Source organism: Vreelandella sp. 2A-K22 (assembly GCF_054065485.1).
Genome location: NZ_JBSUGC010000004.1, coordinates 26,093 through 48,176 on the forward strand (window position 1 = coordinate 26,093; position 22,084 = coordinate 48,176).

General features: G+C 55.0%; 19 protein-coding genes. 6 read left to right on the top strand and 13 right to left on the bottom strand.

The features are described 5' to 3' along the window. Positions 1-118 precede the first annotated feature (118 nt). The 3 genes from acnB to ACW17M_RS06370 all read left to right on the top strand — a co-directional run bounded on the left by acnB (position 119) and on the right by ACW17M_RS06370 (position 5,393). Entirely contained in the window at positions 119-2,722 is a 2,604-nt protein-coding gene (gene acnB / locus ACW17M_RS06360; protein ID WP_009286917.1) for a bifunctional aconitate hydratase 2/2-methylisocitrate dehydratase, read from the top strand. 190 nt (positions 2,723-2,912) lie between these two features. After that, a complete protein-coding gene (gene rraA, locus ACW17M_RS06365; RefSeq protein WP_457547061.1) occupies positions 2,913-3,407 on the top strand; it encodes a ribonuclease E activity regulator RraA in 495 nt (164 codons plus the stop codon). Between the two features lie 42 nt (positions 3,408-3,449). Beyond that, positions 3,450-5,393 (top strand): glycerophosphodiester phosphodiesterase family protein, encoded by a 1,944-nt coding sequence (locus ACW17M_RS06370; protein ID WP_457547062.1) that lies wholly within the window; start codon positions 3,450-3,452, stop codon positions 5,391-5,393. 8 nt (positions 5,394-5,401) lie between these two features. On the opposite strand, the gene ggt is transcribed toward ACW17M_RS06370, so the two are convergent. Both ggt and ppsA read right to left on the bottom strand, forming a co-directional pair. Next, entirely contained in the window at positions 5,402-7,192 is a 1,791-nt protein-coding gene (gene ggt, locus ACW17M_RS06375; protein ID WP_457547063.1) for a gamma-glutamyltransferase, read from the bottom strand. Between the two features lie 110 nt (positions 7,193-7,302). Next, the gene (gene ppsA / locus ACW17M_RS06380; RefSeq protein ID WP_027957454.1) at positions 7,303-9,678 is read right to left on the bottom strand and encodes a phosphoenolpyruvate synthase; all 2,376 of its coding nucleotides are present in this window, start codon (positions 9,676-9,678) and stop codon (positions 7,303-7,305) included. Positions 9,679-9,934: 256 nt separating this feature from the next. Between ppsA and ppsR the strand changes: the two genes are divergently transcribed. Continuing rightward, positions 9,935-10,768 (top strand): posphoenolpyruvate synthetase regulatory kinase/phosphorylase PpsR, encoded by an 834-nt coding sequence (gene ppsR, locus ACW17M_RS06385; protein ID WP_022523255.1) that lies wholly within the window; start codon positions 9,935-9,937, stop codon positions 10,766-10,768. A 40-nt stretch (positions 10,769-10,808) separates the two neighbouring features. On the opposite strand, the gene ACW17M_RS06390 is transcribed toward ppsR, so the two are convergent. The 4 genes from ACW17M_RS06390 to ACW17M_RS06405 all read right to left on the bottom strand — a co-directional run bounded on the left by ACW17M_RS06390 (position 10,809) and on the right by ACW17M_RS06405 (position 13,759). Beyond that, positions 10,809-11,387, bottom strand: coding sequence for a hypoxanthine-guanine phosphoribosyltransferase (locus ACW17M_RS06390; RefSeq protein ID WP_009286922.1), 579 nt, complete (start codon positions 11,385-11,387; stop codon positions 10,809-10,811). A gap of 64 nt (positions 11,388-11,451) precedes the next feature. Beyond that, positions 11,452-12,489, bottom strand: coding sequence for a beta-N-acetylhexosaminidase (gene nagZ, locus ACW17M_RS06395; RefSeq protein ID WP_141441026.1), 1,038 nt, complete (start codon positions 12,487-12,489; stop codon positions 11,452-11,454). Between the two features lie 63 nt (positions 12,490-12,552). Beyond that, entirely contained in the window at positions 12,553-13,089 is a 537-nt protein-coding gene (locus tag ACW17M_RS06400) for a L,D-transpeptidase family protein (protein ID WP_457547064.1), read from the bottom strand. Then, a complete protein-coding gene (locus ACW17M_RS06405) occupies positions 13,067-13,759 on the bottom strand; it encodes a TetR/AcrR family transcriptional regulator (RefSeq protein ID WP_022523252.1) in 693 nt (230 codons plus the stop codon). Before ACW17M_RS06405 ends, ACW17M_RS06400 begins: the two co-directional genes overlap by 23 nt. Positions 13,760-14,026: 267 nt before the next feature. Here ACW17M_RS06405 and lexA point away from each other — a divergent pair, with 267 nt between their 5' ends. Beyond that, entirely contained in the window at positions 14,027-14,707 is a 681-nt protein-coding gene (lexA, locus tag ACW17M_RS06410) for a transcriptional repressor LexA (protein ID WP_022523251.1), read from the top strand. An 8-nt stretch (positions 14,708-14,715) separates the two neighbouring features. Here lexA and ACW17M_RS06415 read toward each other — a convergent pair whose 3' ends face one another. Both ACW17M_RS06415 and purU read right to left on the bottom strand, forming a co-directional pair. Further along, positions 14,716-15,387 carry an energy-coupling factor ABC transporter permease gene (locus tag ACW17M_RS06415; RefSeq protein ID WP_457547065.1) on the bottom strand — a complete coding sequence of 224 codons (672 nt, stop codon included), beginning with the start codon at positions 15,385-15,387 and terminating at the stop codon, positions 14,716-14,718. 39 nt (positions 15,388-15,426) lie between these two features. Continuing rightward, positions 15,427-16,281: a formyltetrahydrofolate deformylase gene (purU, locus tag ACW17M_RS06420; RefSeq protein WP_009286925.1), complete on the bottom strand. Its 855-nt coding sequence runs from the start codon at positions 16,279-16,281 to the stop codon at positions 15,427-15,429. Between the two features lie 230 nt (positions 16,282-16,511). Between purU and ACW17M_RS06425 the strand changes: the two genes are divergently transcribed. Then, positions 16,512-18,122 carry a ribonuclease J gene (locus ACW17M_RS06425; protein ID WP_457547189.1) on the top strand — a complete coding sequence of 537 codons (1,611 nt, stop codon included), beginning with the start codon at positions 16,512-16,514 and terminating at the stop codon, positions 18,120-18,122. 45 nt (positions 18,123-18,167) lie between these two features. Here the strand turns inward: ACW17M_RS06425 and moaE are convergent, their stop codons facing one another. From moaE to upp, 5 genes are all read right to left on the bottom strand, one after another. Continuing rightward, on the bottom strand, positions 18,168-18,635 hold the full coding sequence (gene moaE, locus ACW17M_RS06430; protein WP_457547066.1) for a molybdopterin synthase catalytic subunit MoaE: 468 nt from the start codon (positions 18,633-18,635) through the stop codon (positions 18,168-18,170). A gap of 2 nt (positions 18,636-18,637) precedes the next feature. Continuing rightward, entirely contained in the window at positions 18,638-19,435 is a 798-nt protein-coding gene (gene moaC / locus ACW17M_RS06435) for a cyclic pyranopterin monophosphate synthase MoaC (RefSeq protein ID WP_457547067.1), read from the bottom strand. A 4-nt stretch (positions 19,436-19,439) separates the two neighbouring features. After that, a complete protein-coding gene (mobB, locus tag ACW17M_RS06440) occupies positions 19,440-20,033 on the bottom strand; it encodes a molybdopterin-guanine dinucleotide biosynthesis protein B (RefSeq protein WP_039859034.1) in 594 nt (197 codons plus the stop codon). A gap of 70 nt (positions 20,034-20,103) precedes the next feature. Then, a complete protein-coding gene (locus ACW17M_RS06445; RefSeq protein WP_009286929.1) occupies positions 20,104-21,336 on the bottom strand; it encodes a uracil-xanthine permease family protein in 1,233 nt (410 codons plus the stop codon). Positions 21,337-21,427: 91 nt separating this feature from the next. Next, positions 21,428-22,057, bottom strand: coding sequence for a uracil phosphoribosyltransferase (upp, locus tag ACW17M_RS06450; protein WP_009286930.1), 630 nt, complete (start codon positions 22,055-22,057; stop codon positions 21,428-21,430). Positions 22,058-22,084 lie beyond the last annotated feature (27 nt).

Here is a 22,084-nt window from a genome sequence, read left to right on the forward strand (position 1 = left end):
TTGTCAAGCGTATGTCATATGTGATCGGCCCCACTCTACACCCACTGCGCGGCCACCACCGTGCACCGTGCAGGCCATCACCATAAAGTAAATGAAACGTGAATGAGAGGGCCCCAACGTGCTTGAAGCTTACCGCCAACATGTCGAGGAACGTGCAGCTGAGGGCGTCCCGCCCAAACCCCTAAACGCCGAACAAGTAGCCTTACTGGTTGAGCTGCTGAAGACGCCACCGGCCGGTGAAGAGGAGTTTATCCTCGACTTAATCACCAACCGCGTTCCGCCGGGCGTTGACGAGGCAGCTTATGTAAAAGCAGGCTTTCTCACCGCCATTGCGAAAGGTGAAGCGAGCTCTCCGCTGATCGACAAGATTCACGCCGTCAAGCTACTGGGTACCATGCAGGGTGGCTACAACATCGTTTCAATGGTAGAGCTACTCGATAACGAGGAGCTTGCCCGAGAAGCAGGCGAGCAGCTCAAGCACACACTGCTGATGTTCGACGCCTTCCATGATGTGGAAAGCCGCGCCAAGAACGGCAACAGCGTCGCTAAAGAGGTTATTCAGTCCTGGGCAGACGCCGAGTGGTTCCTGTCTAAGCCGGCACTGGCTGAAAAAATCACCTTGAGCGTGTTTAAAGTCCCGGGCGAAACCAATACCGATGACCTGTCTCCCGCGCCGGATGCCTGGTCACGTCCGGATATTCCGCTCCATGCCAACGCCATGCTCAAAAATGAGCGCGACGGCATTGAGCCAGTGGTTCCAGGTACCACTGGCCCGCTCAAGCAGATCGAAGACGTTAAAGCCAAAGGCTTTCCCGTCGTTTATGTAGGCGACGTGGTCGGCACCGGCTCATCGCGTAAGTCAGCCACTAACTCGGTACTGTGGTTCTTCGGCGACGATATCCCCTACGCTCCTAACAAGCGCGCTGGCGGTTTCTGCTTTGGTAGTAAAATTGCGCCTATTTTCTTTAACACCATGGAAGATTCGGGCGCCTTGCCGATTGAGATGGACGTCACCAACCTGAATATGGGCGATGTCATCGATGTTTACCCCTACGCAGGTAAAGTGTGCAAGCACGATAGCGACGAGGTAATCACCACCTTCGAGCTTAAAACGCAGCTGATTCTGGATGAAGTACGCGCTGGTGGCCGTATTCCCCTGATCATTGGCCGTGGTTTGACTGGCAAGGCGCGTGAGTCACTGGGCCTGCCCACCTCTGACGTTTTCCGCCTACCTGACCAGCCTAAAGATACCAGCAAAGGCTTCACCTTAGCGCAGAAAATGGTCGGTAAAGCGTGCGGTTTAGAGGGCGTTCGCCCCGGCATGTACTGCGAACCCAAGATGACCACCGTTGGCTCGCAAGACACCACCGGCCCGATGACCCGTGATGAGCTGAAAGACCTTGCCTGCCTTGGCTTCCAAGCCGACCTGGTCATGCAGTCGTTCTGTCACACCGCGGCTTACCCGAAGCCCGTAGATGTGGATACTCACCACACCCTGCCCGACTTCATTATGAACCGTGGCGGTGTTTCGCTACGCCCCGGTGACGGTATCATCCACAGCTGGCTCAACCGCATGCTGCTGCCTGATACGGTGGGCACCGGCGGTGACTCGCACACCCGTTTCCCGCTCGGCATCTCATTCCCGGCCGGTTCAGGCCTGGTAGCGTTTGCTGCTGCCACCGGCGTTATGCCGTTGGATATGCCGGAGTCGGTATTGGTGCGCTTCAAGGGCAAGCGCCAGCCTGGCGTTACGCTGCGTGACCTGGTTCACGCCATTCCACTTTACGCCATCAAGCAAGGCCTGCTGACCGTTGATAAATCCAACAAGAAAAATGCCTTCTCCGGGCGTGTGTTGGAAATCGAAGGACTTGAAGATTTAACCGTTGAGCAAGCCTTCGAGCTTTCTGATGCATCCGCCGAGCGCTCCGCCGCTGGCTGTACCATTACGCTGTCTGAAGAGAGCGTTGCCGAGTACTTGAAGTCCAACATCACCCTGTTGAAGTGGATGATGGGCAACGGTTATGGCGATGAACGCACCATTAGCCGTCGTATTGAAGGCATGGAAGCGTGGCTGGCCAACCCCAGCTTGATGCGTGCCGACCAGGATGCCGAGTACACCGAAGTTATCGAAATTGATCTGGCTGAAATTAAAGAGCCGGTTCTTTGTGCGCCGAATGACCCGGACGATGCGCGCCTGCTGTCTGAAGTCGCTGGCCAGAAAATCGACGAAGTCTTTATCGGTTCATGCATGACCAACATCGGCCACTTCCGGGCTGCTGGCAAACTGCTTGAGAAGCAGCCTGCCGGTAGCTTAAAAACCCGGCTGTGGCTGGCACCACCGACGAAAATGGATCAGCATCAGCTGACCGAAGAGGGCTACTACGGTATTTATGGCCGTGCCGGTGCCCGTATGGAGATGCCGGGTTGTTCATTGTGTATGGGTAACCAGGCCCGCGTTGCCGCTAAGAGCACCGTGGTGTCTACGTCTACACGTAACTTCCCGAACCGTTTGGGTGACGGTGCCAATGTGTACCTCGCCTCTGCGGAACTGGCGGCCGTTGCCGCAGTAGAAGGACGCCTACCCAGCGTTGAAGAGTATCAACGCTATATGGGTGAGTTTGACGCTATGGCGGGCGAGATTTATCGTTATATGAACTTTCACGAGATTGAGGAGTATCAAAAGATAGCCTCAAACGTGATTCCGGTCGCTCAAGAAGCCTAACGCTTGTTAAGCACTTGAGATAGACCGCCTCATCGCCGATGCTCGCACCATCGCAGAAGATGTGACACGTTGCATTTTCTGAGTCGATGACCGAACGCCCCGCCACTGTTTTACAGGGCGGGGCGTTTTTTATGCTCTACCTTTCTAAACTGTCCGGTAATCCAACAGTGTTTACCCTTAGGAGCTTGTGATGACGAAGTCGATTGATATAGTGACGCCCGATCTCTGCGATGCGCATCCAGAGGTTGCGGTGCTTGACCCGTTATTTGCCAATTTTGGCGGGCTTGAAGCTTTCTATGGCCCTATTCGTACAATCAAATGCTTTGAAGATAACTCCATGGTGAAACAGGCCGTTGCCGAGCCGGGTAACGGCGCGGTGCTGGTGGTGGATGCGGGTGGTTCGCACCGCTGCGCCATGCTGGGGGATATGCTCGCCGAGCAGGCCGTCGCCAACGGCTGGGCGGGCGTCGTTATGTACGGCTGCGTGCGCGATGTGGATATACTCGCCTCCCTGCCGATTGGCGTTCAGGCGCTAGGCAGCCATCCGCGCAAAAGCGAAAAACGCGGCGAAGGACAACGCGATATTGACGTCGCCTTTGCTGGTGTTACTCTTCAGCCTGGACAGTGGCTGTATGCAGATAACAACGGCATTATTGTTGCCGAGCAAGAGCTGCCACTTTCCTAACAAAGACCTCCGTAGTCATTAAATTTGTCTTAAAAGAGCCTCTTGCCAGGTGTGGCGGTTACTGCCACCCTGGTGGCTCATTCTTACCGTTTAATGACGATGCAGCCTTTAACCTACCTTGGCTCTGCCTTACTACGCACGCTGCGCGATCATCTTCGCCCACTGATCGCCTACCACCTGTTTTTTACCCTGCTTGCCTCAGCCTTGCTGCTGCCAGCGATCACCTGGATGACACGCTGGCTGCTTGCCCAACTCAACCGTACAGTGGTCACCAACGATGAATTGATCGCACTACTGTTTAGCCCGCTGGGTTTGGTAGGCATGCTGGTAGGGCTTGGGTTCGCTTTTTTGATTATTTACTGGCAGCAGGCAGGCATGCTGCAGGTCGCCGTCAGGCCCCGTGACAATCACTATCGGCTGGCCCTTGAAGCACTCTGGCTAAGCACCCGTCGGCTACCTGCCCTCGCGGGTCTTGTCATACTCCAGGTAGGCACCCACTTACTACTGCTCGTGCCCTTTATGGCTGGGCTCGCGTGGCTTTACGATTTCTGGCTGAGTGGTATAGACCCCTACTATCTTCAGCGCGTGCGTCCCCCTGCACTGTGGTATTTCATGGCGTGCGCGCTGCCACTGATTATTGCCTGGGTATGGGTAGCGTCATGGCTCTACCTGCGCTGGCTATTGGCGCTCCCCCTCGTTGCGTTGGAAAGCTGTAACCCCTGGCAGGCACTTAAACGAAGCGTTAGCTTAACCCGCGGCTGGCGCCGCTCCATTGGCGCTGCGGTACTTCTGCTATTGGTTGTGATTGTTAGCCTGCCGCTACTGGTGACACTGCTCTTTGACCGACTATTCACGCCGCTTCTGTGGTGGCTGCCTGAGCATAATGCCGTGCTCATCCCAGCCATGCTGGCCTACTTACTCGGCTATGTGCTGATCACCCTGGCCATTACCTTTATCGGTATTGCCACCAATGCGCTGCTTTCCGCCTGCCTCTATATGCAGTTGGCCCACCGAGAAGCTCGACCCGCACCGCCACCTGAGGATATTAATGCAGGCAAACTGGCCTGGGCGGTAGAGCTTAGCGTACTCATTTTTGCCGGCCTTCAAGCATGGTGGATACTCAATAGCTTTGAGATACGTGACAACGTCGCGGTGATTGCCCACCGTGGAAGCTCCATGGTGGCCCCCGAAAATACCCTTGCCGCGCTGGAGCAGTCACTACTTGATGGCGCCGACTATATCGAAATAGACGTACGTTTGAGCCGTGACCAACAGGTTATGCTTTACCACGATCGCAGCATGGCGCGGCTAACCGGCGATCCTCGTGAGTTTGGCGAGCTAACCAGAGAAGAACTCAGCCAATTCGATGTAGGAAGCTGGTTTGGTGATGCTTATCAAGGTGAGAACATTCCAGGCTTGGATGAAGCGCTGCAAAGAGTGCGCGGAAAAGCCGGACTAATGATCGACATCAAGCCTCTGCCGGGGCAAGAACAGGCGCTAGCCGATGCCATTATCGAGACTTTGAATGCAGAGAGTGACGTGCGCTATCGCTGCTGGGCAACCCAACAAAGCGCTTTTGACGGCTATACAGCGTGCGGTTTTCCCAATGCGCTAATGGATATGCGCATGGCTACCATGTCCCCATCATTACTTAAACATATCAAAGTCCAAGCACCTGAATTGCGCGTTACCTTACTGGCCCAGCTTATACTGCCCGGCACGCTAAACCGGCGTGACTTTGATGCCCTTGGGCTACGCCATAACCGCATCACGGAAGGGGAAGTTCGCTTAGCGCGACTATATGGTTACGAAATACACGCCTGGACCGTCAATGACCGAGCTCGTATGTCAACGCTGATTGATCTGGGGGTCGATGCGATTATCACCGACTACCCAGATCGTTTAAACGAACTTATTCAAGTCCGCCGCGAATTAAGCGACGGTGCACTAATGCTAGTGAAGCTGCGCAACTGGCTTCGCCAATAGAGGTTGGACTAATCGCCCATTACCACCCCTTCGCGCCGAGGGTCAGCACCACCAAACAGAGTGCCATCTTCAAGGCGCATAATGGCCTGAAGGCCGCTGGTTAGCTCCCGCTCGCTGACCGTATGACCACGATCACGCAGTGATTCTATGGTTGCCTCAGGAAAACGCCCCTCTTCCACATAGACATCCCCACCCAAAGTAATAGCATGGGGAAGGTTGAGCGCCTCTTGAGCGCTTAACCCCCAGTCGCGCAGTGCGACTAATGTACGGGCGGTGTAATGAATAATGGCGGCGCCACCTGGGGAGCCCAAGCTGGCTACCAGCTCGCCGGTTTCTTGATCAAATACCAGGGTCGGGCTCATGCTGGAGCGGGGACGCTTGCCGGGCTCTACCCGGTTCGCTACGGGCTCGCCATCTACTTCAGGGGTAAATGAAAAATCGGTGAGCTCGTTATTGAGCAGGAAACCACCCGCTAGCCCCGTGCCACCGTCGGACATAATTCGCGAGCCAAACGCCTGCTCGATGGTGGTGGTCATAGCCACCGCGGTGCCCTCCTCATCGACAATACTGATATGGCTAGTACCGTACTCGGGCTGTTCGGGCTGGCTAGCCCAGCTCACGTCAAGCTCCCCAGGGTTACCCGGTTCAGCGCTGTCGCCCATGCTCATCTCTTCGATAAGTGCACTGCGCTGCTCCAGGTATTCCGGGGCCAGCATCAGTGACCAGTCGCCGCCCGGCGCCTCGACAAAATCGGGGTCGGCAATGTAACGGCCACGATCCGCAAAGGCCAGGCGTGAGGCTTCCAAGAATTGATGCAGCCACCCACTGCTTGCAGCACCACTGTCTAACGGGGCTTCAAGCAGTGGCTGCTGATCAAGCATGCCTAAAATCTGCATCACGGTCAGATGACCCGATGAGGGTGGCGGGAAACCACATACTTCCCACTGTTGCCAAGGCGTACACAGCGGTTCTCGGTTAAGCGCCTGGTAGCCACTCATATCCTCAAGCGTCAAACTGCCTGGACGCTCAGGGTGGTTCTGAACGCGCTCAACGATGTCCTGTGCCACGGCTCCTTCGTACAAGGCGACGCTGCCTTGCTCAGCGACGCGGCGAAGAACGGCTGCCAACGCTGGGTTTTTGAGCGTTTCACCAACGGCGATAGGCTCACCGTCTGAATCATAATAAAACTGGCTCGCTACTGGGTCTTGGCGCAGAAACTCATCACCAGCCAAGCTGGTATGCAACCGATTGCTAACCTCAAAGCCCTCCTCGGCCAGGGTGATTGCCGGGATAAACAGCTCTTCCCAGGCCAGCTCACCGTGCTCAGCGTGGGCTTTCTCAAGCATACGCAGCGTGCCTGGCACTCCCACTGAGAGGCCGCTAACCACTGCTTCATTAAACGCCAGCGGCTCGCCATCCTGCATAAACAGCTCACCGTTAACGCCTTGGGGCGCGGTTTCACGACCATCGTAGGCACGCACTTCATCGCCATCGAAGTACATCAAAAAAGCACCACCACCAATACCACTGGACTGAGGCTCAACTAGGTTCAACACCATCTGCACCGCAATGGCCGCATCAATGGCGTTACCACCGGCTTTAAGTACTTGGTAACCGGCATCGGTGGCGAGCGGGTTAGCTGCTGCCACCGCAAATGACTCGGCTTCCCAGCCGGGCTTCTCTTCATAGCCCGATTCGCTTTCAGGGGAAATGGAGGGTGTCTCATAGCTAAACCCCCAACTATACAATGGCGCTACCAGCAGAACAGGTAGCGCATACTTAACCGATTTTGGTGACATCTCAGCGCTCTCCATGACAAGTTAAAAAACCACTCCAAAAGAGTAGCCTATTAAAACATCAACGCCCGGCACAATGGCCGGGCGTAAAGTAAAAACTAGGGTAGGCTCGATTAGTCGATTTTTTGCCCTGCCAGCATAAACCAGGTTTCCAGCACCGCATCGGGGTTGAGTGATACAGAATCGATACCCTGCTCCATCAACCATTTAGCCAAGTCAGGATGGTCTGACGGCCCCTGTCCGCAGATACCAACATATTTGCCCTTCGCCTTACAGGCTTGAATGGCCATGGCCAGGAGCTTTTTAACCGCCCCATTACGCTCGTCAAACAGATGCGCCACGATGCCGGAATCACGATCCAAACCTAACGTTAGCTGGGTCAGGTCGTTTGAACCAATGGAGAAACCATCAAAATACTCAAGGAACTCATCGGCCAGCAGTGCGTTGGCGGGCAGCTCGCACATCATAATCACTTTAAGCCCTGTGGGGCCGCCACGTTCGAGGCCATTAGCCGCCAACAGCTCTACCACCTCACGTGCTTCGTCGGTGGTACGCACAAAGGGCACCATGATTTCGATATTCTCGAAGCCCATCTCTTCACGCACCCGCTTGAGCGCTCGGCACTCGAGTTCAAAGCAGGGCCTGAACGCCTCTGAAATGTAGCGCGATGCCCCCCTGAAACCGAGCATGGGGTTCTCTTCCCCCGGCTCATAGAGTTTGCCGCCAATCAGGTTTTCGTATTCGTTGGATTTAAAGTCGGACAGCCGCACGATGACGCGCTGGGGATGAAACGCTGCCGCTAGCGTGGAGATACCTTCAACCAGTTTATCGACATAGAAGCTGACCGGGTCGGTGTAACCCGCAGTACGTAAATCGATCACCTGCTGTAAATCAACCGGCAGCGTGTCGTACTCCAACAGCGCTTTAGGGTGGACGCCGATCATGCGGTTAATGATAAATTCCAAACGCGCTAAACCCACGCCTGCGTGAGGCAGACTGGCAAACCCAAAGGCGCGGTCAGGGTTGCCCACATTCATCATAATTTTAAAGGGGATTTCCGGCATCGCATCGACGCTGGAGACTTTGCAATCAAACTCCAACAGCCCTTCATACACATTGCCGGTATCGCCTTCCGCACAAGAAACCGTGACATCGATACCCTCTTTTAACTGGGTAGTCGCATCACCACAGCCAACGACAGCGGGAATACCCAACTCACGGGCGATAATCGCCGCATGACAGGTACGCCCACCGCGATTGGTGACGATCGCGGAAGCACGTTTCATGATCGGCTCCCAATCCGGGTCGGTCATATCGGTGACCAGGATATCGCCATCATGGATCTTATCCATGTCATCAGGGCTGAGCACGACTTTGACGGTACCCCGGCCAATACGTTGACCAATCGCTCGGCCGGTTATTAACGTACGACCCTTTTCACGCAGCTGGAAGCGCTCGAGTTTACCGCCCTCCTGCTGAGAGACCACCGTTTCAGGACGCGCCTGGACGATGTAAAGCCGACCATCATCGCCATCTAACGCCCACTCAATATCCATGGGCCGCTGGTAGTGCTGCTCGATAGTCATCGCCTGACGGGCCAGATCCATCACTTGCTGATCGTTGATACAGAAGCGGCCGCGGTCGGCATGGGGCACATCGACGGTCTCAACCGATTTACCGGCGCTGGCATCCTGCCCATAAACCATCTTGATCAGCTTGGAACCTAAATTACGGCGCAGCACCGCCGGGCGGCCCGCCGCCAGGGTCGGCTTGTGCACGTAGAACTCGTCGGGATTGACTGCACCCTGCACCACGGTTTCGCCCAAGCCCCAGGAGCCAGTGACAAAAACGGCGTCTTTAAAGCCGGATTCGGTGTCCAGGGTAAACATAACGCCTGCCGCACCGGTCTCTGAACGCACCATTTTCTGAACGCCCGCCGACAAGGCGACATTTTCGTGGGCGTAGCCACGGTGCACTCGGTAGGAGATCGCACGATCGTTAAACAGCGAGGCAAAAACCTCGTGCACTGCACGCTTGATATTGTCGAAGCCTTCGATATTCAGGAAGGTTTCCTGTTGGCCTGCAAAGGAAGCGTCGGGTAGATCTTCCGCGGTGGCTGAGCTGCGCACGGCTACTTTCAGTTGCGGGTGCTGTTGCTGCAGCTGGCCGTAGGCATCGCGCAGGGCCGATTCAAAGGTAGGAGGTAGCGGCGTATCGATGATCCATTGGCGTATATTGCGGCCCGCCTCAGCCAGCGCTTTAACGTCATCGACGTCCAGACGGGCCAGGGTGGCATTAATGCGCTCGTTTAATCCTTCGTGGGAGAGAAATTCACGATAAGCGTGGGCGGTGGTGGCAAAACCGCCAGGAACCGTCACGCCAGCACCGGACAGGTTAGAAATCATTTCACCCAGCGAGGCGTTTTTACCACCTACGCGTTCGACGTCCGCCATGCCCAGCTGATCGAACCACAGAATGTACTCTTCCACGTAACCCCCTCGCTCATAGATATCTGCATGACCTTGACGATCATGGATAATTGATTGAGACACCCTAGCACCACGCCAATATATTCGCCATTGGTCTAATAGCGAAGAGAGTGGAGGATTTTTACAACAGCAGGGCTTTTTGGGCTATTTATGTAGTCAGATACATTTGAGCCCGCCAAAACGCCCAATGATGACACGTTGTGCTGACAAACAGCTCGGCTCACAATAGCCGTATCACTCACCCGTGGACTTAGTTATGAAACGTACGGCTTTTTTTATTTCAGATGGTACCGGCATCACGGCGGAAAGTTTAGGACGTAGCTTGCTGGCCCAGTTCAGCGATGTTGAGATCGATATGCAGACCAAGCCCTATATCGATACGTTGGAAAAAGCGCAGGCGTTAGCAGCGATTATTGAGTCGACAGCCAACCGGGATGGTCATCGCCCCATTATCATTGACACCATTGTGGATCAACAAATACGCGACGTTATTCGTAAGGCGTCCGGCTTTAAGGTCGATATTTTTTCCACCTTTCTGGAGCCCTTAGAGCAAGAACTAGAGACCCACTCCTCCTACAGCGTTGGGCGCACTCACTCGATAGGCAGCGATGATGTCTACATGGATCGTATCCACTCCGTCCACTTCGCGCTGGATAATGATGACGGTGCACGCACCCACCAATACGATAAAGCGGATATCATCCTGGTTGGCGTCTCGCGCTGCGGCAAAACACCTACCTCGCTTTATCTGGCGCTGCAGTTTGGCATTCGGGCGGCTAACTACCCGCTGACGGAAGACGATTTAGACGAAGATGGCATGCTGAAGCTACCCAAGGCGCTCGTGCCCCATCGGCAAAAGCTGTTTGGGTTAACCATCGATGCGCGACGCTTGTCGGCAATTCGCAACGAGAGACGCCCCAATAGCCGCTATAGCTCGATGGATCAGTGCCTACAAGAAGTGGAACAGGCCGAGTCGCTCTACCGCACCATGCACATTCCCTTCATCGATGCGACACGCTTCTCGGTGGAGGAGATTTCAACGCGGATGATTGCTGAAACCGGCTTAGCGAGGCGTTTCTCGCCCCGCTAATGTAAAAACTACTACAAAAACTACGCAAGCCCCCAGTGGATTACATGCCTTTGGGGGCAAAAATTCCCGGCGCGTTGCGCCAGTAGCCTTTGTAATCCATACCAAAGCCAAACACATAACGGTCGGCAACTTCCAGGCTGCAGTAGTCGGCTTTCAACCCAGGCACTGCTTTGCGGTTGTGCTGTTTATCGACCAACACCGCTGTGGTAACGCTGGCGGCCTGGGCCTCTTCGCAGTAAGCCAAAATGGCCGCCAGGGTCGCCCCCTCATCCAGGATATCGTCAACAATCACTACGTGACGGCCCGCCATGGGCACTTCAGGGGAAACGCGCCAAAAAAGCTCGCCGCCGCGCAGCTCGTTGCGGTAGCGAGTGGCATGCAAATAATCTACTTCCAACGGAAAGCCCAAGCGGGTAAGCAGATGACCGGTGGTAATCAAGCCACCATTCATTACGCAGTAAAAAACCGGCAGTTTATCGCCTAAATCCCGAGTAATCTCTTCCGCCATACGATCCAGCGCCCGCTCTACCTCTTGCTGAGAAATTAGGCAGTCGGCGTTATCCATCAGCTCACGCATCGAGTCCAGCGACTCTAATGCTTCTTTATCCAACTTTGACATCTACCAACTCCACGGCGGGTTAAAACTTCATTTATTTAAGTAAGAGATTTATTCAGCGCTGGGCTTACTCTGCTTCCGCACTGGACTTGGGCTTATCCGCTAGCGCTTCCAGCTTAGCGTGAGTACGACGCCAACGGCCCAATGCACTCAGCGCATCTAGGTCTGGGCGCGCACGGCTATAGCGCAACTTAGCGGGGCGCTTAGAATTGATTCCGTGGCATGCCTCCATCACTTCAAGCGCGGAGGCTCGGTCATTACATACCAGCAGCATATCGCAGCCTGCTGCCAGCGCTGCCTGGGCACGCGCTTTGGGGTCTCCCGCCTCGTGGGCGCCGGCCATACTCAGGTCATCTGAAAAAATGCAGCCTTTGAAGCCTAGCGATTCCCGCAGCATGCCCAACCAGTTGGGTGAAAAGCCTGCTGGGCGCGTATCAAAAGCACTATAAATAACGTGTGCGGGCATAATCCCATCTAACTGTGAAGCTAACTGGGTAAAGGGCACAAGATCGTGCTGTTTCATCACTTCTAGCGGGCGATCGTCTATCGGCAATGCAACGTGTGAGTCCGCCGCGACACCACCGTGGCCGGGAAAGTGCTTACCCACAGCGGCCATACCGGCATCGTGAAGCCCCTGAATAAATGCATTGCCCAGCTGGGCTACGTGCTGTGGGTCACTGCTGAAACTACGATCACCAATAACGCTGGATAGACCGCTCTCCACATCAAGTACCGGGGCGAAGCTCAGATCCAGACCGCAGGCAGCCATCTCCATCCCTAACAACCAGCCGGCATCTTTAGCTAACGCCAGCCCCTCTCCCTGGGCAGCGCGGTAACACTCGCCGATACGCGCCATGGCAGGCAGGCGTGTTAACCCCTCTTTTATGCGCTGAACGCGACCGCCTTCTTGATCCACGGCAAGCAGTAAATCAGCACGCACACGGCGAATATCGCTGCAGAGCTTGCGAACCTGATAGCCATTTTCAACGTTGCGGGCAAACAAAATTACGCCCCCTACCGTCGGTTCTAGCAGCAAGCGTTTTTCTGCAGCCGTCAATTTTGGGCCTTCAAGGTCAAGCATGACCGGGCCTAACGGTTGAGTCATCGTGATAGGTCCATGAAAAGGGGCGATGATTCTAGACGATCGTCTAGCGGTGTCAAAATCTGATCAATCAAAGGACTGGCGGCCACCGTGCAACCAAACAGGGGTACCCGGCAACGCTAACGAAAAGATATAGAGCAAATCACTATTGCGTAAACGAATACAGCCGTGGGACGCAGCAACGCCCATGGGCTCGTCAGGCGGCGTCCCGTGCAGGTAAATATAGCGCCGTTGCGAGTCCACCTGACCACCGCGGTTCACGTCCTTTTCCAAGCCACACAGCCACAGTATGCGGGTCAGAATCCAGTCACGCTCTGGATGCTCTTCGGCGAGTTCGGGCGAAAATGTCTCGCCCGTCCAGCGGCGACCTCGAAACACCGCATTTTCGGGCATATCTCCGCCAATGGCCGCGCGCACATAGTGCCACCCGCGGGGGGTTTTACCACTGCCATTGCGCTCCCCGCTTCCGGCAGCACCGGATGAAATAGAACACTCATGGAGCACTTTTGGCCCTCGCCAACAGCGCAGCAACTGTTCGGTAGTATCAATCTCCAGCCAGATATGTTCCGTTGGAGGTAGCTCAGCTAGCGTAGGAGTTCGCATGTTTTCCTTCTTCTGGCTTGGCACCGTCAAGGGCTATGGGTAACGGCGCATTCATAGCAGCCACCACTACCGGGAGCAATCGCCTGACCAAATCACGCACAGATACCTGCTCGTGGTAATCCTTCTCCGCGATATCGCGTAGCGCATCGAGGCCAGACAGGGTAAAGATTACCGTGCCGAGCACAAAGTGTAGCCGCCAAAAACGCTCGGCGTCAGGCAGATCCGGCGTTGCTTTGCGCACAAGCTCGGTGAAGCGTGTAAACACATCGCCATACTCTTCCTGGATATAACGTCTTAGATGTCCCTGTGCTTGACTGTAGGCAAGACCCAGCAGGCGCATAAACACTTTCAAACTATTGCGCTCGGCGGGCACCGCGAGAACGGTAGTTGCCATGGTCTCGAGCAGTGTTTCCAGCGGGATAACGCGCCCGGCGTGTTGGCCCTCGAGCTCATCTAGCGCAGTATGAAAGCGCTGACTAAACGGATCCAGGTAGCGGGCAAAAACGGCCTGAATCAAGGCTTTTTTGGAACCAAAATGGTAATTAACAGCGGCTAAGTTAACCCGCGCTTTGCTAGTGATGTTGCGCAGCGAAGTTTCAGCAAAACCCCGCTCTGCAAACAGCACCTCGGCGGTGTCGAGTATACGGGTCACCGTATCAGATTGAGCCATGTCGCTCTCCAGGGAAACAGGTGTTTAAAACATAGCAAAATACTATGCCATAACGTAGGCGGGCTCAACGCTTGATTTATTGACAAAATGTGACGTATTAAATAAGCAGAAACTTAGTTTCAAACGATTAGAAAAATTGCATAGACATCGGCAATAGGCACAGACAAGCCATATACTGGACAGAGGAACATACTGTATACTTAAACACTTATTGATTAAGTCGACATTTAACTTGTTACTGTCTATTCACTATTTATGGAGTCTGGTATGTCGCGTCCGCTAACCGCTCGCCAACAGCACGTGTTTGATTTTATCGTTAAGACCATGGGCGAATTTGGCTACCCTCCTACCCGCGCCGAGATTGCCAAAGCACTTGGCTTCCGCTCACCCAATGCGGCTGAAGAGCACCTGCGCGCGCTGGAACGCAAAGGTGTTATTCGCATTATCCGCAACACCTCTCGCGGCATCCGCCTGCCCAACCAGGAACCTCAAGAAGTCCTGGATAGCGCAGTCACCGCCTTACCCACAACCAACGTGGAAGCCCCACCCACTGGCCTGCCTGTGATCGGGGAAGTAGCTGCCGGCAGCCCCATTTTGGCCGCCGAACATATTGATCGCTACTGCCCGCTACCGGCCGAGTACTTCACTCCCAAAGCTGACTATCTGCTGCGCGTACGCGGCCTTTCCATGAAGGATATTGGCATTTTGGAAGGTGATTTACTGGCGGTTCATCGCACTGACCGGGTTCGCGATGGCCAGATCGTGGTTGCCCGCCTGGACGATGAAGTAACGGTTAAACGCTTCAAACGCCAGGGGCACCAAGTGACGCTGTTTGCAGAGAACCCTGATTTTGCGCCCATTGAAATCGACCTGCGCTCTCAAGCGCTCGATATTGAAGGCGTTGGAGTCGGCGTAATTCGTGGTGGCAACGGCCAGGCACTCGGCTAATAAATCCGCTACTGCAGGTCGATATAGCGGTGGTCATTGAAGGTGGCCACCCAGTTTGGGTGATAGACCAGCAGGATGCTCAACAGCATGCCAGTAATAAATGCCTCTGAAGGCATTAGCAGTGGTAAAAAACGCGCATACTCCTGGGCGAGATAGATCGCCTCAGGGTCTGTACCCGCGACGATAATCAGCACTACCGCCGCCAAGCCTCCTCCCAGCGTTGCCAGCGCCGCGCCAAAAAAGCCGCAGGCAAACAGAAAGACCATCAAGTTATCCGGCAGGCGGCGATCTACCAGCCGCCATACCGTGCCAATAACGGCCGCCGGGACGATCCCGGTAACCAGCACATTTGCCCCCAGCAACATCCACTCATTGCGGCCAATCACCACCATGGCAATGTTGATCAGCACGTTGCTAATCAGCGCTAATGGCGCTTTAAAAACCAGTGTCATCAATACTGTAAAAACAAGGTGTAGCGTTAGCCAATCAACAGCCTGGGCACGAAGCTGCCACATCAGCATCACCGCCAGCGTAGTACCCAGCCAGCGGTGCTGAAGCGCTGAATCCGCTATCAACACCTGCCAGGGCCGCCCCCAAAGCGCCCATGCGATCACTGCTAACGAGAGTAGCCAGGTGAACAGCAGCGCCCAGGGCGCTAATACACTTTGCGCAAATGACATGGCGGCCTCTCAGGTTGATGGGCGGGCATTATAGAGTACTTAGCTAAATACCACTGTCTTGTTGCCATGCACCAACACACGATCCTCTAAGTGCCAACGCAAACCTCGAGCGAGCACGGCTTTCTCCACATCACGACCAAAGCGGACTAGATCAGTAGGCGTATGACAGTGGCTAACGCGATGGATATCCTGTTCGATGATGGGGCCTGCGTCGAGTTCCTCGGTCACATAGTGGCAGGTAGCGCCAATCAGCTTAACCCCCCGCTGGTAGGCCTGGTGGTAGGGCTTAGCCCCGGCAAAAGAGGGCAAAAAGCTGTGGTGAATATTGATCACTCGCCCCGCATAGCGCGCGCACAGCTCAGGGGGCAGTATTTGCATATAGCGCGCCAGCACCACGCAGTCGGCGCGGGCACTGTCGATTTCGGCCTGAACCTTGGCAAACGATGCTTGCTTATTGTCGGGGTCGACCGGTACATGGTGATAAGGAATACCGTACCACTCCGTCAGCGAACGCATATCATCATGGTTGGAGATAACCCCGACAATGTCGCAATCCAGTTCCCCCGCCTGCCAGCGGTAAAGTAGATCTACCAAGCAATGTGACTCCCGCGACACCATCAGCACTACGCGCCTACGCTGCTGGGTATCCACCAGCGACCACTGCATATTGAATTCGCTGGCTATCGGTTCAAATGCCGCGCTCAGCGCTTCCGCCGACATACCTACCGAATCCGCCAGGATTTCGTAGCGCATAAAAAAGCAGCCGGTTTCTAAATCGGAGTGCTGGCTGGCTTCGGTAATGGAGCCGCCCTGCTGGGCAATAAAGCTCGATACCCGTGCAACAATACCCACCCGGTCAGGACAGGAAACCACTAAACGATAATAATGAGACATGTGAGCTACTCTTGACCTATTGCTAAGTTAATTATGACAAACCAGCGGCTTAGGTCGCATAGTGTATCGGAAGGCCATGGATGATTGTTAGCTGCCCCTGCCTTCCCGTATAGTTAAGTCACTACTTTTTAGGTTTTTCATAACAGATGCATTCACCACGCGTTCAAATTCGTCCCCGTCGTCGTCCACCGCTGCGCATGTTGCCGCTGGGGGGATGCGGTGAGATTGGAATGAATCTAACGCTATACGGCTATGACGATCACTGGATAGCCGTGGACTGCGGCATGATGATCCGCCAGGATCTTCCCAACTCGCCACTGCAGGTACCCAATCTTGATACGCCGAAAGCACTAGGGATCGTGCCCAAAGCGCTATTTATCACCCATGGTCACGAAGACCACATTGGTGCCGCAGCCTGGCTATGGCCGATGTGGAACTGCCCCATTTACGCCACCCCGCTGGCGGCAGGCCTGTTGCGGCTAAAATTTGCCGAGCATCAGCTTAGCAGTGCGGCTATCCATGTCATTGAACCTGGCGAGGCCCTAGAGAGCGGGCCATTCACGCTGCGCTATTTACTTTTAACCCACTCGATTCCCGAAAGCTGTGCGCTAATAATGATGGCCGGTGGCTATCGCGTTTTACATACCGGCGACTGGAAACTCGACCCTGAACCGATTATCGGCACGCCGATCAGTGCAGCCCTCTTCAAGGCGCTTGCCCCGGTTGACTTGGTTGTGGGCGACTCCACTAACGCCCCCATGCCCGGGCACTCCGGTAGCGAGGGGGACGTCGCCCGCGCCCTGACAAAAACCCTCGGCAACTGCCAGGGCCGGGTGGTGGTCTCCTGCTTTGCCAGTAACCTTGCCCGGGTGTTAGCGATAGGGCGCGCCGCTCAGAAGTGTGGCCGACGCATTAGCTTGATGGGCCGTTCAATGGAGCGCATGGTCAGCGTTGCCCGGGGGCTCGGCTATATGGATGATTTACCGCCTTTGGTGCCCAATCATGACTTAGGCTACCTCCCCCCGGATGAAGTGGTGATTATCGCCACCGGTAGCCAGGGTGAGCCCCGAGCTGCGCTACAGCGCCTCGCCCAGGGTCGCCACCCTTTTGTGGATCTTCAGCCGGGCGATAACGTTATTTTTTCGGCTAAAGCCATTCCTGGCAATGAACGCCCCATTGAACAGCTTAAAAAGCGTTTGGCGCATTTAGGTGTCAACCTCTACGACGAGTTCAACCACCCTGAACTGCACGCTACCGGGCACCCCGCTCAGGATGAACTGATCAAGCTGTATCAGTGGGTCAGGCCAAAACATCTCATACCGGTGCATGGCGAAGCCCGTCACCAACAAGCTCATCAGACTATTGCCAAACAGCTAGGCATTAGCGCTCCATTGACGCCGGTGAACGGCGATCTAATTTGCTTTGACAGTCACGGGCTGCGCTGTGAGTCGCGCTATCCGCAGCCGCCCTGCATCGTCAGTCAAAACAGCGTGGTGCCCCATCCTGGTCTTGAGGTGCACGACGCCAACAAGGCCCGTCGCGGTAGCTTATACTTAGCGCTGCCAGTGACGGCTACTGACACTGGATGGGCGCGTATTGGCCGTTTGATGCTGGATGCCTCGGGGGCCAGCCCGCTAGATGAAGATAGCTTTAATGATTGGCTGGATGATCAGCTTGAGGAGATTGCAGCAGAGACGCTTGCCGACTTGCGCCAAGCATTACAGCCTCGCATGGTGCAGTGGCTGGCGGAGCATATGCAGCACCTGCCCGACGTGCATCTACAGATTATGGCCGCCGAAATGCCAGAGACCATCCCCCTGGAGAACGCCGCCAATCGTTAGAGCTGTGCATTATTGTGAAAAAAAAAGCGCAGCAACGCGGCAGTCTCACTCCCAGCGCGCTGCATCTTGTTGATCAGAGTGACGCTCTTTGACCCAATACTCGCCCTGGGCAGAGTGCTCTTTCTTCCAGAAAGGCGCCTGGGTTTTCAGGTAATCCATAATAAAATCGCAGGCTTCGAACGCCTCACGCCGGTGTGCGCTGGCTACGAGTACGCGCACAATCGGATCGCCTGGCCCCAGGTAACCGACACGATGAATAATCCGCACCGCTTGGAGCGACCAGCGCTGCCAAGCCTGTTCACCAATCTCCGTCAGCGTACGCTCGGTCATTCCCGGATAGTGTTCCAGCGTTAACCCTGTGACGTCCGGCGTTTCATTAAAATCACGCACTAAGCCGGTAAAACTCACCACCGCGCCAATATCACTACGCCCAGCCAAGGCATCGTCATAGCCGTAGTCCATTGGAAACGAGGCTGCTTGAATCGTTACTTTAATATCCAGCTTATTATCCACCCTCACCCCCCTGTTACTGGCGGGAAAAACGCCACTTCGTCATCATCGGTCACTAACGCCTCGTCATTGGCCATGACCTGATTAATCGCACACAGCGTACGCTGGTCGGTGAGTTGTTTAAAGCGACTATCCTGCTCGGCCAGCGCGGCTTTTAATCCACTAATGTCGCGGCTAGCCAGTTGATCGAGACTCACGACGGTCTCACTTTCGCCTACCCACTCGCGCAGTTCGGCTAAAAACTTAACCCGCACGCAGGGTGAAGGGCAGCGCTCGCCCAAGCTGACTTCTCCGGCTACGCCGTCACCGGTAACAATCGGCGCCTGGGTGCTCATACGCTGGTAGTCGCCACGCTGACCACCTTGCTTGCTGTCGAGTTGTATAGCCTCGATACGCATACCTTTATCGACCGCTTTGCACATATCGTAAAGCGTCAAACAGGCTACTGAGACAGCGGTAAGGGCTTCCATTTCGACCCCGGTGCGTCCATTCAAGCGACACAGCGAGGTCACATGAACGCAGGATTCGGCCACATCAATATCGAACTCAACAGAAACCTTGGAGAGCGCCAGTGAGTGACAGAGAGGAATCAGCTCATGAGTACGTTTGGCCGCCTGGATACCAGCGATACGCGCGGTGGCCAACACATCGCCCTTGGGCAGTTCACCATCGCTAAGTAATTTCAGCGTTTCAGGCTGCATTATAATGCGCCCGGAGGCGACTGCTTCGCGGCGGGTTTCCAGCTTATCGCCGACGTCCACCATATTGGCTTCGCCACGGGTATTAAGGTGGGTCAAATGCATGTTGTCACCATTGCTGTTTTGAAGACATATGTTTTGAAGACGTATTTTTTGAAGACATCGTATCGTTTTTAGCGCTTAACCAGGTCACTACCCATTGTGCAACCGCTTCGCTATCGTCTAGATCTAACTGAGCCACCGAAGCCGCCAGGTCGATAGGCGGTGGCGCACTGAGAGCGACTGCCTCAACCCATCGGCCGGTTAAAATATCCACATCGCCAACCCCTTCGCGGTATAGCACCAGCTTGGGAATCGGCCAAGCCTTGAAGCCTTCGACAATCACCAGGTCAGGTTTGTGCGGCACCATCATGGCAATTAGCTGGGCTAAATCAGGCTCTTCCTGGTCAGGGGTTTCCTGCATCAGCGCAAAGCGCTGACGGGAAGCCACCAGTATCGGGGCGGCACCTGCGCTACGCAGCTTATAGCTATCCTTGCCGGGCTGGTCGACATCAAACGAGTGGTGCGCATGCTTGATGACAGCGACGCTCAAGCCATACTCCCCTAATCGTGGCAACAGCTTCTCTAGCAGCGTCGTTTTTCCGGTACCGCTCCAGGCAGCAACCCCCAGTATGGGAAAAGGTGCGGTTAGTTCGTTTTCCATGCTGCCGAAACTCCTGATGATCACTCACGCTACCATTCTAACGATTCACACAGCGTTATAGAGGATGACTCTACTCGCCCTCTTGCTCACGGGGTAATAGCCAGTTCAACGCAATACCCACCAAAGCGGCTAGGCTAACGCCCTGCAGCGTAAACTGGCCTCCACCAAACTGCATGCCGCCAATCCCGAACACCAGTATCAGCGAAACCACGACCAAGTTGCGCGGCGCCGTCAGCGACTGTCCTGCACGTACCAGTGTGTTCATACCGACCACCGCAATGGAGCCAAACAACAGCGTCATTATACCGCCCATTACCGGGCCAGGAATGGTCTGCAGCAACGCGCCAAGCTTGGACACAAACGCCAGCACAATGGCAATAATCGCGGCAACAATCATGTACTTGGGATTAAATGCCCGAGTAAGCGTTACCGCCCCGGTGACTTCCGAGTAAGTAGTATTCGGCGGCCCGCCGAACAGCGCTGCTACGCTGGTCGCCAGCCCATCGCCTAACAGAGTTCGATGCAGGCCAGGCTTTTCCAGGTAGTTTTTGCGGGTCACCGAACCAATGGCCACCATATCACCAATGTGTTCTACCGCTGGGGCAATCGCGACCGGAATCATAAACAGAATGGCAGCCCAGTGAAAACTGGGTGCGGTAAAGCTGGGTATCGATAACCAAGCCGCCTCATGCACTGGCGTAAAGTCGACTACCCCCATCAGCAACGCTAAAAAATAGCCGGTGATAATGCCCCCCATAATCGGCACTAGGCGAAGTAGCCCGCGACCAAAAACGGCCAACACAAGCGTGACTAGCAAGCTGGTCATTGATAAGAAAATCGCCGCGCCATAGCCGATATTGTCACTGGTTTCACCGGTCGCCATGCTAACCGCCACCGGCGCCAGCGCCAGGCCAATCACCATAATCACCGGCCCCACCACCACAGCGGGCAGCAAGCGATGCAGCCAGGCAGTGCCTTTTAAGCGCACAGCCTGGGAAATCGCCACATAAACCAGTCCCGCCGCCATTAGCCCACCCATGGTCGCCGAAACCCCAAAGCTCGCCACAGAGCCTTGAATAGGCGCTATAAAGGCAAACGATGAGGCTAAAAACACCGGCACGCTCTGCTTGGTGACCCCATGAAATACCAAGGTTCCCACCCCAGCCGTGAACAGCGCAACGCTTGGGTCGAGTCCTGTCAAAAGCGGTACTAACACCAAGGCGCCAAACGCCACAAATAGCATTTGTGCGCCGGTTAAAATGACTTTTGGCCACGACTCAGCCTGACTGGCAGCTTCACGCATAAGTGAATTCCTAGTGATTATTGATTTGATAGCAGGTATACAAAAAAATGCCCCTGACGCTGGGCGTAAGGGGCAATGTCAATAACGATGCTTAGCGCGTTCCGAAAATCTTATCGCCAGCGTCACCTAGTCCGGGGACGATGTAGCCATTTTCGTCGAGGCGGTCATCGATCGAGGCGGTGTAAATTTCGATATCGGGGTAAGCGTCCTGCACCCGTTTGATACCCTCAGGGGCGGCGACGAGAACGATCACCTTCATATGCTCACAGCCACGCTCACGCAGCATATCCAGTGTTGCTACCATCGAACCGCCGGTGGCCAGCATGGGGTCTATCACGATCGCCATGCGCTCTTCGATATCGTTGGCAAACTTGGCAAAGTAAGGCACCGGCTGTAGCGTCTCTTCATCGCGATAAAGACCTACAACGCTTACCCGCGCACTCGGGATTAGATCCGTTACGCCTTCCAGCATGCCGAGCCCGGCACGCAGAATCGGTACGACGGTGACTTTTTTACCTTTTAATCGGCGCGTTGCAATCGGCTCACCGTTCCATCCCTGGATTTCATGATCTTCCAGCTCAAGACCTTTGGTTGCTTCATAGGTCAGCAGCTTGGCGACTTCACCTGCCAGTTCACGAAAGCTCTTAGTGCTCAGGTCAACTTCGCGCATCAGACCCAGCTTATGTTGTACAAGCGGATGGTTAATGGCGTAAACACTCATGGGACTTCCTCACTGCAGGGGATTCAG